At 69.8% G+C, this 14163-nt stretch carries 12 protein-coding genes; 3 read left to right on the top strand and 9 right to left on the bottom strand.

Annotated features, from left to right (window positions below; translation table 11 throughout):
* Window positions 1-14: 14 nt before the first annotated feature.
* The 4 genes from BJ960_RS11895 to BJ960_RS11910 are packed head-to-tail and all read right to left on the bottom strand — an operon-like array spanning window position 15 to window position 3041.
* Entirely contained in the window at window positions 15-293 is a 279-nt protein-coding gene (locus BJ960_RS11895; protein ID WP_121077699.1) for a YHS domain-containing protein, read from the bottom strand.
* Window positions 294-346: 53 nt separating this feature from the next.
* On the bottom strand, window positions 347-2614 hold the full coding sequence (locus BJ960_RS11900; RefSeq protein WP_185987432.1) for a heavy metal translocating P-type ATPase: 2268 nt from the start codon (window positions 2612-2614) through the stop codon (window positions 347-349).
* Window positions 2615-2670: 56 nt separating this feature from the next.
* Window positions 2671-2832 carry a hypothetical protein gene (locus BJ960_RS11905; protein WP_185987433.1) on the bottom strand — a complete coding sequence of 54 codons (162 nt, stop codon included), beginning with the start codon at window positions 2830-2832 and terminating at the stop codon, window positions 2671-2673.
* Window positions 2829-3041, bottom strand: a complete 213-nt coding sequence (locus BJ960_RS11910) for a heavy-metal-associated domain-containing protein (protein WP_185987434.1) — start codon at window positions 3039-3041, stop codon at window positions 2829-2831. Before BJ960_RS11910 ends, BJ960_RS11905 begins: the two co-directional genes overlap by 4 nt.
* 267 nt (window positions 3042-3308) lie before the next feature.
* On the opposite strand from BJ960_RS11910, the gene BJ960_RS11915 reads away from it, so the two are divergent.
* The 3 genes from BJ960_RS11915 to BJ960_RS11925 all read left to right on the top strand — a co-directional run bounded on the left by BJ960_RS11915 (window position 3309) and on the right by BJ960_RS11925 (window position 7979).
* Window positions 3309-5387, top strand: coding sequence for an alkaline phosphatase family protein (locus BJ960_RS11915; RefSeq protein ID WP_185987435.1), 2079 nt, complete (start codon window positions 3309-3311; stop codon window positions 5385-5387).
* Between the two features lie 254 nt (window positions 5388-5641).
* Complete coding sequence (locus tag BJ960_RS11920) at window positions 5642-6250, top strand: hypothetical protein (RefSeq protein WP_185987436.1); 609 nt, start codon at window positions 5642-5644, stop codon at window positions 6248-6250.
* Window positions 6251-6362: 112 nt separating this feature from the next.
* Window positions 6363-7979, top strand: coding sequence for an amidohydrolase (locus BJ960_RS11925; protein WP_185987437.1), 1617 nt, complete (start codon window positions 6363-6365; stop codon window positions 7977-7979).
* Between the two features lie 151 nt (window positions 7980-8130).
* On the opposite strand, the gene BJ960_RS11930 is transcribed toward BJ960_RS11925, so the two are convergent.
* From BJ960_RS11930 to BJ960_RS11950, 5 genes are all read right to left on the bottom strand, one after another.
* On the bottom strand, window positions 8131-8778 hold the full coding sequence (locus BJ960_RS11930) for a response regulator (RefSeq protein ID WP_185987438.1): 648 nt from the start codon (window positions 8776-8778) through the stop codon (window positions 8131-8133).
* Window positions 8759-10084 carry a sensor histidine kinase gene (locus BJ960_RS11935; protein WP_185987439.1) on the bottom strand — a complete coding sequence of 442 codons (1326 nt, stop codon included), beginning with the start codon at window positions 10082-10084 and terminating at the stop codon, window positions 8759-8761. Before BJ960_RS11935 ends, BJ960_RS11930 begins: the two co-directional genes overlap by 20 nt.
* Window positions 10085-10157: 73 nt before the next feature.
* Window positions 10158-12710, bottom strand: a complete 2553-nt coding sequence (locus BJ960_RS17220) for a helix-turn-helix transcriptional regulator (RefSeq protein ID WP_185987440.1) — start codon at window positions 12708-12710, stop codon at window positions 10158-10160.
* A gap of 95 nt (window positions 12711-12805) precedes the next feature.
* A complete protein-coding gene (locus BJ960_RS11945) occupies window positions 12806-13432 on the bottom strand; it encodes a hypothetical protein (RefSeq protein WP_185987441.1) in 627 nt (208 codons plus the stop codon).
* Window positions 13429-14040, bottom strand: coding sequence for a S24 family peptidase (locus tag BJ960_RS11950; RefSeq protein WP_185987442.1), 612 nt, complete (start codon window positions 14038-14040; stop codon window positions 13429-13431). Before BJ960_RS11950 ends, BJ960_RS11945 begins: the two co-directional genes overlap by 4 nt.
* Window positions 14041-14163 lie beyond the last annotated feature (123 nt).

Raw genomic sequence — 14163 nt, forward strand, 5'->3', positions numbered from 1 at the left:
TCCGGGAGTGACCGTTACGCCATGTTCGCCGCGTACTTCGCGGGGTCAGCATCGAACGCTGGGCCGCAGCCGGCGCAGCAGAAGAAGTAGCGCTCGCCCTCGAAGTCGCGGTAGAGCCCTGCTTCGACGGCTTTCGCCTTGTTCACCGGGCTGCCGACCATCACGGGGCAGGTCGTCATCTCTGCGTCGGCGGCGCTCCCGCCGAGCAGGTCGGTGCGCCCCTCGGCCGCAACCGCGGTCGCCTTCGCGCCGCCGCCGCAGCAGCTCGCTGTCGGGAGTGTCTGTTCGGTCATGAGGTGTCCTTTCGAGACGTCGTTCGGTTCAGGTAGTTCGTGCGGGTGTGCCGCTAGACGGCGGTGCTCTTGAAGCCGCGCAGGCGCAGGCTGTTGCCGACCACGAAGACGCTCGAAAGCGCCATCGCCGCACCGGCGAGCATCGGGTTCAGCATGCCGAGCGCCGCGACGGGGATCGCTGCGACGTTGTAGGCGAACGCCCAGAAGAGGTTCGTCTTAATTGTGCTGAGCGTCTTCCGTGAGAGACGGATCGCGTCGACCGCGCTGCGCAGGTCGCCTCGCACCAGGGTGATGTCGGAGGCCTCGATCGCGACGTCCGCGCCCGTGCCCATTGCGAGACCAAGGTCGGCCTGCGCGAGCGCGGGAGCGTCGTTCACGCCGTCGCCAATCATCGCGACGACCTTCCCCTCGCGCTGCAGCCGCTGCACAACGTCGACCTTGTCCTTGGGCAGCACCTCGGCGATGACCTCATCGATCCCGACCTCGGCGGCGATGTGCCGAGCGACGGCCTCGTTGTCGCCGGTGAGCAGCACGGGCGACAGGCCCAGCGCCTTCAGCTGGCGAATCGCTTCGACGCTCGTGTCCTTCACGGTGTCGGCGACGATCAGGATCCCTCGCGCCTGGCCATCCCAGCCCACGGCGACGACGGTCTTGCCTTCGCCCTCGGCGCGCGCCTTCGTGGCGGCGAGCTCGCCGCTCAGCTGGAGCGACCATTCAGCGAGGAGCGAGTCGCGCCCGACGAGCACGGCGTGCCCATCGACGACGCCCTGCACGCCCTTGCCCTCGATGTTCGCGAAGCCCTCAACGATGGGCAGCGTACCGACCTCCTGCGTCGCCCCCTTTGCGATCGCTTGCGCAATCGGGTGCTCCGAGGCATCCTCGAGCGCCCCCGCGAGCCGCAAGAGCTCCGCACGGTCGACCCCGGGCTCGGTCGCAACGTCGACGAGCGTCATCTTGCCGGTCGTGACGGTGCCCGTCTTATCGAGGACGACAGTGTCGACCTTGCGGGTGGACTCGAGTACCTCGGGACCCTTGATGAGCACGCCCATCTGGGCGCCACGGCCCGTGCCGACGAGCAGCGCGGTCGGAGTTGCGAGCCCGAGCGCGCAGGGGCAGGCGATGACGAGCACGGCGACGGCTGCGGTGAACGCGGCCGAGACCGGGAAGCCGGCGCCGAGCCAGCCACCGAGCGTGACGGCTGCGACGACGATCACGATCGGCACGAAGACGCCCGAGATCCTGTCAGCGAGCCGCTGCACCTCGGCCTTGCCCGTCTGCGCGTCTTCAACGAGCTGCGCCATCTGCGCGAGCTGCGTGTCCGACCCGATCCGCGTCGCGCGCACGACAAGTCGCCCGCCAACGTTGGTGGTCGCGCCGGTGACGGTGTCGTCCTCGGCGACCTCAACGGGGACGGCCTCGCCGGTGAGCATGGACGCATCGACGGCCGAGGTCCCCGAGACGACCGTGCCATCCGTCGCGATCTTCTCCCCGGGGCGCACGATGAACTCGTCGCCAACGCGCAGGTCTTCGACAGGGATCTGAGTCTCGACACCGCCGCGCAGCACCGCGACCTCCTTTGCGCCGAGTTCAAGCAGGGCGCGAAGGGCTGCTCCAGCCTGCTTCTTCGAGCGCTTCTCGAAGTAGCGGCCCGCGAGAATGAACATGGTGACGCCGGCGCCGACCTCGAGGTAAATGTTCGCCGCGCCGTCCGACGGGGCGAGCGTGAACTCGAACGGGTGTGTCATCCCTGGAACGCCTGCGGTGCCGAAGAACAGCGCGTACAGCGACCAGAGGAACGCGGCCGACGTGCCCATCGAGATGAGGGTGTCCATCGTCGCGGCGCCGTGCTTAAGATTCACCCAGGCTGCCTTGTGGAACGGCCAGGCCCCCCACACGATCACGGGAGCTGCGAGCGCGAGCGATGCCCACTGCCAGTAGGTGAACTGGAGCGCCGGGATCATCGCCATCGCGATCACCGGAACGGTGAGCACGATCGAACCGGTCAGGCGGTGGCGCAGCGACGTCAGCTCGGCGTCTTCCTCACCTCCCCCGTTACCCGTCGCCGTGTCGCCCTTGGCGCTCTTGGGCTGCGGCATCACCGCCGTGTAGCCGGTCTTTTCGACCTCCGCGATGAGCAGCTCCGGATCGTACCCTTCAGGAACGGTGACCTTCGCTTTCTCGGTCGCATAGTTGACGGTCGCGACGACGCCGTCGAGCTTGTTGAGTTTCTTCTCGATGCGGTTCGCACACGATGCGCACGTCATGCCGCCGATCTCGAGTTCGACACCGGAGTGTGCACTGGGGAGCGCGGATGTACTCATTTCGAATTCCTTCATTCTCACCTGCACCCGCTGAGCGTGTCAGCGGGTGGCATTGGCTAGTTCTCGTCCGCGGTCTGCTCGGGATCGTGCGCTTCGCCGCTTGCGACCCAGTCCGCAACGAAGCTCGCTGGGACGATCACGCTGGCGAGCCCGTACGCGGCACCGAAGGCCACGACCAGGCCGGCGCCGTAGAGCGCGAGGCGTGCTGCTGGCTTCATGAGGAGCGCACCGCCGAGTACCCAGCTTCTTCGACAGCGGCAAGCACCGCCGCGTCGTCAAGTGCGCCCGCTGCGGACACGGCAAGCTTGCCGGTCACTGCGCTCACCTCGATGCCGGTGACGCCGGCAATCTGTTCGACTTCCTCGCGGATCGACATCTCACAGTGGGAGCACGTCATTCCGGTGACCTGATACTCGGTTGTAGCCATAGCTTGTTCCTCCTTCACCAGGATACCCCATGTGGGTATCTCCACACCTAGAACCATATACCCCCCTAGGGTATCTTTGCAAGCGCGTTCTTTGAGATTTCTCCGCCCGAAAGTTACGGCCCGTCATCGCGGAGGCGAACGCCAACTTGCCGAGACTTGAAGGTTGTCAATACAACTGGCGATCCGCTTGTATGGACAACTTTCCCGCGGAAAACTCAGTCTCCGGGACGCTAGCCAGCGCACCCATCCGACTTCCAGGAGACTGACTTGAAGCACACTCACATCACCGCAGCGGCGGCCGCGCTCCTCCTCGGGGCGACCGGCATCGCGACGGCGGCGTCCCCAGCTCTCGCCGAGGACGCCGTTCAAGCGACGGCAAAGACCCCCAAGACGCTCGTCATCGGCGTCGACGGCGCCTCCTTCGACATCATGGCCGACAGCACCACCCCGACAGTGAGCGCCCTGCGCGCTGGCGGGCTCAGCGCTACGAGCAATCTCGCTGGCGCCCCCATGTCGCCGACGGTGTCGGGTCCCGGGTGGTCGACGATCGCGACGGGTGTCTGGGCACCCAAGCACGGCGTCGTTGACAACAACTTCACGAGCCCGAACTACGGCGCGTTCCCCGACTACCTCACGCGCATCGAGCAGCACCTCCCCGACAGGAACACCACGGTTGTCGGCACGTGGGGCCCCATCTCGACGACGATCTTCGGGGCGGCAGTCGACAGCCGCAGCAGGTTCGGCAACGACACGCTCACCACGCAGGCCGTAGTGTCGTCGCTCTCGGCGCCAGCCACCGACGACGTCTTCGTGCATCTCGACGAGGTCGACGGCGCGGGCCATAGCTCCGGTTCGAGCTCTGAGGCGTACCGTAAGGCGCTGCAGAAGGCGGACGGCCAGATCGGCGAGATGGTGAATGCGATCAAGCAGCGCCCGACGTACGGCTCCGAGGACTGGCTCGTCGTTGTCACGTCCGACCACGGCCACACCCCGACCGGCGGGCACGGTGGCTCAACGAAGCTCGAGCGCAAGACCTTTGTCGCCGCGAACGGTTCGCTGTTTGCCCCCGGCACCGTCCGCCACGACGTCAAGGTCACTGACATCGCCCCGACGGTGCTCTCGCACGTCGGTATCGCGAACGACCCGGCCTGGGACCTCGACGGCTCCGTCGTGAACGAACTCGTTCCCGACGACTTCGACACACTGCGCCCCCAGCTGCAGCCCGCTGTGCAGGAGAAGGGCCCGGCCGACCTCCTCGGCTGGACCGCTGCGACCCCCGAGGGGTGGAGCGTCGACAACTCGAAGATGCCCTCCGGCGGCGCCCCGGAGTTCAGCGGCTGGACGTTCATGACCGACGACTTCTTCTCGAACGTCGAACTCGGCCAGCTCCGCGAGAACAACGTCTACTCGCGCGACGTGTTCGCTGTCGCGGACTCAGATGAGTGGGCCGACGTAAGCCCCCGCGGTGGCAACATGTTCGATTCGACGCTGAAGAGCCCCGCCTACGAGCTCAACGGCGCGGCCGAGCTCGACATCTCGTTCGTGTCCGATTACGCGGTCGACGGCCCGCAGAAGGCCATCGTCAGGGTCGTGTTTGATGAGGCCTCGGGCATCGCCCCGCACACGCTCGTGACCTACCCCGGCGACGGCACCCGTCTCAACCCTGTCAACCAGGTGGAGCGCTTCACGCTGGAGCTGCCGCGGTCGGAGACCGGCGACCTTCCGAAGACCGCGAGCCTGCACTTCGAGTACGGCGGCAACAACTCCGCGTTCTGGGCTATCGACCAGGTGCGCGTCAGCCAGGGCGAGGCGCCCGCGGTGCCCGCGGAGCTGAGCCTCTCGGCCGCGACCGTCGAGGCGGGCAAGCCCGTCACAGCGTCGGGCACCGGATTCGCGCCAGAGGAGGTCGTCGCGTTCGAGCTGCGCTCCGAGCCACAGGATCTCGGCACTGCGACGGCTGACGCCGCCGGTGCGCTCTCGCAGGAGCTCACGATTCCTGCCGCGACCCCCGCCGGCGAGCACACTGTCGTCGCAATTCGCGCGGACGGCACCGAGCTCGGCCAGCCGGTCACGGTGACCGCGGCGCCGACCGAGGAGAAGCCGGAGCCAGAGACTCCCGGGACGAAGCCTGGCACCGGCACGGAAACCCCCGGCACCAAGCCCGGCACCAACGCTGGTACCGGCGCTGGCACCGACCCAGCAGGTGGCGCTCCCGGCAGCGGCGGCGAGGGAGACGGCCTCGCCGCGACCGGCGGCACGGTCGCAGGACTCGCGCTGGGCGCGGCCGCAATCGCCGGCGCGGGCGCGTACCTCGTCATCCGCAGCCGCAGGCGTCTCGCCGCGTAGGGCACGGACTACCGCACTCGCGGGCCGGTCCTCGATCCTTCAGGATCGTGGGCCGGCCCGCCTGTGTCGTGCGGACCAGGCCAAGACTGCGGGGTCGCGCGGCCCGCGCCTCGGCCCACTCGCGGCGACACCCACCCAGCACTCAGTCGCGCCGAGCGCCGGAGCAGTAGCATGGTTGCGAACGCCGGTTCGACCCAATGGCGGGTCCGACAGAGGAGAGATAGTTGGAAATTCGTACCCTTGAGCCTAAAAGAGTGCGCGAAGCAGCGAAGGTCCTCGCAGAGGCGTTCACGGACGAGCCACTCGTCACCCAGCTCCTCCCCCTCGGCACCCTCCACCGCCAGCGCAAGATCGCCGACTATTTTGTCTGGAACATGCGCCGCACCGGGCTCCGCACGGTCGACGTCGCACTCGAAGACGACCGTATTGTTGGCGTCGCCCTGTGGCGTGCCCCCGGACACGTCTCACGCTGGCTCCCCGTGCTCCCCGCCAAGACCGGTGTGCTCCTGCGCGGTGTCGGGCGCCGCGGCCTGCGGGTGCTCGGGGCACACGACGCGGCCTGCGCAGACAAGCACCCGAGCGAACCGTACTGGCACCTCATCGGCGTCGGCACAGCCCAGGCACACGCTCGCGGCGCCCGGCCCGCGACGGTGCCCGATATCGAGGCCGCTCTCGTCTCGCACAGGCTCCGCGAGATCGACGACGCAGGATCCCTCGCGTCCTTCGAAGCACGCACCCCGCAGCATGTGAGCCAGTACGAGGCGCTCGGCTTCTCGCACCAGTGCGAGCTCGCGAGCCCGGCGGTCAGCACGGTCGTGATGTGGCGGTCGCCCCGCGCGAGCCGATCCAGAATCGCCGCGTAGGCGCAGCGGCGGCCTCCCCCGTACCCACCACACTCCGCCGGAATCGCCGCGCGCAGGTCAGCATCGGCGTGCCCGCCCGGCCCCACCATTTCCGACCCGCAGGAAGGCGCTCATGACGCTCCCCACCCCGACAGGCTTCGCGCTTATCGACGCACACCTCATCACGAACACCCCGCACCACGCTGGCGCGACCGCGCTGCTCGTCGAGCACGGCAGGATCACCGCGGTCGGTGACGACACCGAGATTGAGGCGCTCGCCCTCGCCGCCGGCTATCCCGTCCGCAACGCGGGCGGCGCGACGGTGACCCCCGGCCTCTTCGACTCGCACACCCATCCGCACTGGGCCGCCGACGTGACCCGCGGCGTCGACCTCGGCGGGCTCGGGACCGTGGCAGACCTGCAGGCGGCGGTCGCAGCATATGCTGCCACGCTGCCGGACGACGCCTGGGTCCTTGGCTGGAACCTCGAGTTCGAGCCGTTTGAGGCGACTGGGGTGCGTGGCGACCTGTTCGACGACGCCGTCGCCGGACGGCCGTTCGCCGCAATGTTCTATGACCTCCACTCAGGGCTCGCGAACGCCGCAGCCCTCACCGCGGCCGGCGTGACAGCGGCCCCCGTGTTCGAGGACATGTCCGAGGTCGTCGTCGACGCGTCGGGTGCGCTCACCGGCGAACTGCGCGAGCCGAGCGCCTACCAGCTCGTCTTCAACGCCGTCCCGGCACGGTCTCACGAGGCCGAACGTGATGCGCTCCGCGACATGTTCCGCACGCTCGCCGCTGCGGGGCTCACGGGCGGCGCGATCATGGACGGTAAGCCCCGCACGGTCGACCTCATCGAGGAGCTCGAACAGCGCGGTGAGCTCGACCATCGCCTCGTCGTGCACCACTGGCACGCCGTCACCGACGACGACGCCGCTGTGGCGCGCGTGATCGCGGCGAAGGATCGGCGTGGCCGCCTCTGGGAGTCCGACGGCATCAAGCTCTTCAGCGACGGCGTCATCGACACCGGCACCGCCTGGCTGCACCAGCCAGACACCTGCGGCGACGGCGTGCACGCCTTCTGGCCCGACTGGAACCGCTACCGCGAGGTTGTACGGGCGTACCATGACGCCGGCATGATCATCGCGACGCACGCGGTCGGTGACTTCGCCGTGAACCGTGTACTCGACGCGTATGCCGAGCTCCCGGCGCACGCAGCTGCACGGGTTCACTCGATCGAGCATCTCGAGGTACTCGCTGACGAGGATCTCGAGAAGCTCACCGGCTCCGGTGTCACCGCGTCGATGCAACCCCTGCACATGCAGTGGCGCGAGGGCGATGACAGCGACAACTGGGCGGTTCGGCTCGGCGAGCGCGCGGCGACAGGGTATCGGGTGCGCGACGTCCTCAACACCGGCACCCGGGTCACGCTCGGGTCGGACTGGCCGGTCGCACACTACGACCCCCGCATCGGAATGGCGTGGGCGCGCGGCCGCAGCACCCCTGGCGTCGCAGGCGCGCCCGTCTTCGAGCCCGACCAGCGGCTCACTGGCGAGGAGGCGCTGCTCGCCTACACGCTCTGGCCAGCCCTCGCTCGTGGGCATGAGGACCGCGGGATCATCGCCCCCGGCGCGCTCGCAGACCTCACGCTCTGGTCGGGTGACCCCGTCGCGGCGAGCGCCGATGAGCTTGCGACGCTCCCGATCGCCGCGACCGTCGTCGATGGTCGGTTCGTCTACGACGCCTTCTAGCGCGGGGAGCCCAGACCCCAGCTTCAACGCCCAGCTTCAGCGCCCAACTTTCTCTACGGATTGACGTACTTCCCCCGGCCGAACTACGTCAATCCGTAGAGAAAGTTCCGTGCGCCGGCCGGACCCGGCCAGCCCAGCCGGCCCCCGCCCGCTAGCCCGCCTGCAGGTACGTCAGGATCGCCCGCACCCGTCGGTTCTCGTCGCTCGGCTGAAGCCCCAGGCGCGTGAAGATGTTGCCGATGTGCTTCCGCACGGCCGCATCGCTGACGTAGAGCTGCGCCGCGATCCCGGCGTTCGACTCGCCCTTCGCCATGAGCTCGAGCACCTCACGCTCGCGCGGCGTCAGGTCCGCGAGCGGCCCCGGCTGGTCCTGCCGAAGCAGGTGCCGCGTCACCTCCGGGTCGATGATGGTGCCGCCGGCGGCGACGGTGACGAGCGCCTGGTCGAAGTCGGCGACCCTGTTGACGCGTTCCTTGAGCAGGTACCCGACCCCGCCTGACGGAAGCGTCAGGAGGTCCCGCGCGTACCTGTCGGCGACGTACTGCGACAGCGCGAGCACCGGCTGCTCGGGGGCGAGCTCGCGGATCTCGAGCGCCGCCCGCAGGCCGTCGTCAGTGCGTGTCGGCGGCATTCGCACGTCGGTGACGACCAGGTCTGGCGCGGTCTCGAGCGCCCGGTAGACGGCCACGAGCTCGGTGGCATCGCCTGCCGTCGCCACGACCTCGTGGCCAAGGCGCTCGAGCAGTGCCTGTAGCGCTTCCCGGAGCAGGGCGGCATCGTCAGCGAGCAGGATGCGCATCGGCTACCACACTCCGTTCCGGGCCCGAAGCGATGAAGGCACGCCTGTCGCTCTCCGACGGCTGGGGCGCCGCGTCCGCCAGCGGGAAGGACAGCGTCAGTCGCGTCGGACCCCCAACCGGGCTGTCGATCGCGAGCTCGCCGTCGAGCGCATCCGCACGCTCGCGCAGGCCGCGAAGCCCGGTTCCACGATCGACGTCGACACCGCCGTGGCCGGTGTCGCTCGCGATCACGTAGGCGCGCTCGTCGTCCGCGGCGAGCGCGACCCGCACCACCGAGGCGGAGGTGTGCTTTGCAGCGTTCGTGAGCGCCTCCGCGACGAAGAAGTAGGCCGCGGCTTCACGCGCCGGGCTCAGCCGGGGGAACCCGCGATCCTCAATTCGGAGCGGCATCGCACTCCGTGACGCGAGCTCGGTGAGCGCCGCGGCCACCCCGTGGTCCGAGAGCACTGCCGGGTGGATGCCGCGCACCGTGCTCCGCAACGAGTCGAGTGCGCGTTCGGTCTGCTGTTGGGCGGCTTCGAGCGCCGCCATGCGCGCCGCGTCGTCGCCGTGCTGCAGCTCGAGTTCGAGGATGCCGAGCCGCGCGGCGATCGCGACAAGCTCCTGCTGCACCCCGTCGTGCAGGTCGCGTTCGATGCGACGCCGCTCGGCTTCGTTCGCGGCAACGAGCGTCGCTCGCGACCGGGTCAGGCGGGCAACCCGCTCGTCGATCTCTGCGATCCGCGGCGCGAGCAGCCACCGCAGGCAGCCGCCGTGCAGGGCGGCGAGCAGACCGTTCACGTAGCCGAACAGCAGCAGCGCGAACGCGATGACCGGGATCGGCCACCACCAGGTCTCCGGCCCGAGATCAATCACGATGTCGCCGAAGAGGTTCGCCGAGAGCGCGCCGTTCAGCGCCATGCTCGACAGCGCCACTCCGACCGCGACAACGAGCCCCTCGGCCCCGACGACGGCCAGCGAGACCGCGCCGAACACGATGCCGAGCAGCAGAGAGAGCATCTCGCGCCAGGTCGCGGGCTCGGTGAGGCGCACGCCGAGCCAGTTCTGGCGCTCCCCGCGCGGCACCGGCACGTGGCCGCTCGGCGGGCGCGGCAGCCCGAGCAGCACGAGCCGCTGCCGGTCGAGCCGCGATAGCGCGATCCCCCAGAACGGCAGCAGCAGGATCGTCGGGACCAGGACGGAGATCAGGATCGGCGCGAGCAGCGCACTCGTCACGACGAACGCGAGCGCACGCCACGGCCAGCCGGAGGCCAGAAACTGCCACGGCGGCAGCATGAGCGCCTGCCACACCGTCTGAGCCTTCATGCTCCTAGGCTACGTCCCCTTCGACGCACGCGCGGGGTTCGCGCGCGCTTGCCGTCGAAAGGTATCGCCAGGTCTACCTGTGCGTGGCGTACTCGCCGATCTCCTCGCGTTCGAGCGCGCCCGACTTCCGGCGAATGTTTCGCAGGTGCGTTTCGACGGTTCGCACCGACAGGCTGAGTGCGGCGGCGATGCCCGGGTTGTTCATCCCCTCGGCGACGAGGTCGATGATCTCGCGCTCGCGCTGGGTGAAGCCGAGGCTCGACTCGACCTGCGTGAGCGCGATCTCGGTCGCCGGGTCCTCCGAGGTCATCAGCGCGGCGACCTCCTCGCGCACCTCGGCTGACCGATCCTCCTCGCCCGCCTCGCGGTAGAGCCGCGCTGCCGCGAGGAAGTACTTGAGCGCCGAGTCGTTCGCGTGCTCGCGGCGCAGCCACCGCGCCGCCTCGACGAGCCCGGCCGCGTCGCGCGTGTGGTGCGCGATGCGCGCGTCGAGGTACGCCAGGAAGACGGTGCCGCCGAGGTACTCGAGTCGAGCACGCTCCGCGATGGCCTCGTCGACGTTGAAGTCGAGCAGCATCGCGAGCATCGTTGAGCCCGCGGCGGAGAACTCGTAGCCGCGCTCGCGCAGCGCGCCTGCGAGCGCCCGGTAGCTCGCGCTCGTCTCCTCGGGGGTGCCGTCGATCTCGGTGACGAGCGCCGCGGGGAACCCGATCGCGCCCATCGGGACTGCCTCGCTCCGGCCGGCGTACGAGGCGCCGCGCTCGATGAGCGTGCCGACCGAGCTGATGCGTCCGCTCCTGCGTGCGGCGATCGCGAGCGCGTTCATGAGCGCGCGGTCGGGTCCGAAGAGGAGGTTCGCGGCCTGGAACTGGCCGCTCGCGGCGATGCTGCCCGCTGCGGTCGCGTCGGCGTAGCGGCTCATGGTGAGCAGCGCCATGACCGCGACGTACGCCTGCGCGACGATGGCCGAACGGTCGAAGCGTTCGCGGGCGACGGTCAGCTGCGACGAGGCCCATTCGAGGGCCTCCTGCGGCCGCCCGGCGGTCACGAGGGCGAGTCCGCGCAGCGGGGCGGCGAACCGAGGCACCCAGCCGGTGTTGGGGAGCTTCGCGAACTGCTCGAGCGCGGTCGCCGGGCGCCCGCCGAGGGCGTGCATGGCGATCAGGATCAGCCCGCCAACGTCGCCCTCAACGCCCGGCAGCCCCGCGATCTCCTCGATGCGTTCGAGCATGGGCGCGGTGATCTCGGTCTGCTCCGCGTGGAAGCCGATCGTCAGTGCCTCGATGGCCGCCGGGTAGCCGAGGTCGCCGGTTCCGGCGAGGGTCGCCTCGACGGCCTCGCGCGGCTGCTGCTGCGTGACGAGCCAGCGCGCGTGGAGGTACCTGAAGTAGAGCGCCTCGAGTGGCGCGGCGGCATCGAGCTCGGTCTCTGCGACGATCGCCTCGATCTGGCCGGCCGGCGCGTCGCCCGTGAGGCGAAGCTCGAGGGCGGCGATGCCGTTGCCCGGGCTGGGGCTCTCCGACCAGTTGCTCCAGGTGCGGCCGAGGTCCGCGTCGAACGCGTCGCGGAACGCCCGTGCGAGCAGCGGGATGTCGGGCTGCGGGATGACGTCGGCGAACTGCCGCGGGACCTGCGGCTGCTCGGCGATCCCGATCCCGAACTCCGGTCCGAGCACCTCCTCGATCTGCTGTCGCAGGCGGATGCCACGCACCGAGGGCGCGCGGTGCCGGAAGTAGTCGCTGATGCCGGGCGGGTTCACGGTGATCCGCGGGCCGGAGCCGGCGCTGAAGAGACGGACAAGCCCGCGCCCCTCGAGGCGTTCGAGTTCTTCCTGCCCCACGAGCGTTGTCGCCTGGTCGACCGCGAGCGGGCCCGTCGCGACGAGCATCTCGAGCGCCTCGCGGATCTCCTCCGGGTACCGGTAGAGCAGCGACTCGAATGCGCCCTCAAGTTCCTCAGACCACAGGTCGGCGCCGTCGTGCCACACGCTGCCCTGCTTGCGAATCTTCGCACGCCGCTTCGCGCTGTCGGCGAAGGCGATGGCGTAGCCGGGCAGCCCGCCCGACTTCATGTGGACCCTGCCGCTCAGCGAGGGCGCGACCTGGTCGCCGAGCCGCTCCTCGAGCAGATCGTGGATCGCGTCGAGCCGCAGCTCGTCGAGCGTGAGCTTCACGACTGGCTGCGCCATCCTGATGAGCAGGCGCTCGTCAGGATCAATGTCGCCGCGCGACTCTGCCGTCGCCACGATGGGCACGCCGGTTGCCTTGTGGATCTGCTCGAGCAGCACCCATGACGCCTCGTCGAGCAGGTCGATGTCGTCGACGAGCACCACCGCCGGCCCCTCCGAGAGCAGCTCGGTGACGGCGCGCGGGAGTTCGGCGGAGAGGTCGGCGTCCGGGCGGCGGTTCGCCGGCAGGTTGGGCAGCGCGACCTTGAAAGCTTCGAGCGGTCTCGCATGCTCGATGCCGCGCAGTTGCACGAGCGCGAGCCCGATCCCGCGCAGGGCCTCGCCGACGCGCCTGAGCAGTTCGGTCCTCCCCGACCAGTGCTGCCCGATCACGGACACCGAGGTGCCGTCGATCACGTAGCGCACGATCCGCTGGACTTCCGTGTTGCGAGCGTACACAGGCTCCCCCTCCTGCTGCCAGGGAGGCAGCCCCCGCTGCAGTAGCGACATGGGCCGCCCGTCCCGTTCATTCAGTACAGGCAGGATACCGCGCATCAGTTCTCCTTCGCAGGGGTGGGGCGCCGGGGGTGGCGCAGGAGCGAGGCCGCTCCCGCAGTGACGAGGCCGGCCGCGCCGAGCAGGAGGGCGGCGCTCGGCCCGCCGCCCGTGCCTGGCAGGCCGCCGCCGGTCGACGGGCTGCGCTCGATACCGGTGAACGCGAGGTCGACGACCGAGACCGCGCTGCCTGCGGCGCGGGCTTCCGGGTAACGCACCTGCACGCAGAGGTCGATCGTGTCGCCGGAGCCGATCGTGCCCTGTGAGAGCGGCATTGCCGCGGCCAGCGTGACTTCGTCGGCCCCGGCCATCGCGGCGGCGGAGCACTCAGTCGTGCGCTCCGACGAGAGCACGAGCGCGCTCGCACCGGCGCCGTCACCGGACTCGCCGGTCAGGATCGGGGTGAGCGCGAGTTCGAGATCCTCAGCCGCGTCGTTGCGCACCGTGGCGAGCGCGCGGGCCTGCTCGCCGGGGTGGAGCGTCACGTTGAACAGCTGCCGCGCGGGGGTCACCGTGAGTCCTCCCGCCCGGGGTGCGGCGAGCGCGGGGGTGCCGATCGCGAGGCCGCACGCGGCCACCGCGGCGCCCCCGGCAAGGAGCGCCGCGAGCATCCGCTGGCGTGTCATCGCGCGTGCCCTGCCGGGGTGAGGTCCGCGCTGTGTCGCGGCGCTGACGCGGTACCGCGCACCGCAGCCTCCGCGTTCGGGGCTGGGGCTGGGACCGGGGCCGCTACCGCGACCGCGGCGGCGGGATCCGCCTGGCGTGCCCGGCGCCGGCTCGGCGCGAACAGCGCGATAAGGAAGACCGCGCCGACAATGAGCCGGACCGCCCAGAGTTCCGAGACCCGGAAGAGGGTAGCCCAGGTTCCCTGCAGCGCGAACCGCGGCGTGCCGAGCACCTGTTCCTGCGTCACCGGCAGCGGGTCGCTGATGTCGTTACCGTCACCCTTCAGGATCGCCCCGTCCTCGGTGACAGTCTCCACCCGGTGCACGTACTGGTCCGACGTGTCGCCCGCAGCGAACGAGACGACGACCGGGGTCCCTGGGGTGGCAAGCTCGTCGCCGGCGGGGGCCTGCACGACGAGAACGTCACCCACCTCGTAGGTGGGGCGCATCGAGACTCCGGTGACGGTCATGTAGTAGTCGCCGCTGGCGGCCGCCCAGAGAAACGGGACCGCAAGTGCCACAAGCGCGATGCTCGAGAGCGTTCGCAGGGTCAGAATGATGCTTCGCATGTCGTCCTCCGGGAGAGTGGTGAGCGTGTGTGTCGTGGTCAGTGCGTTTCGTCTGGTGCGGGTCGTCGTGAGCGCGCAGGTGGGGGTACGCCGCGGCGCCGAGCAGAATCGGGGGGGGCTGCT

It is taken from the genome of Leucobacter aridicollis (genome assembly GCF_013409595.1).
GTDB classification, from domain to species: Bacteria; Actinomycetota; Actinomycetes; order Actinomycetales; family Microbacteriaceae; genus Leucobacter; species Leucobacter aridicollis.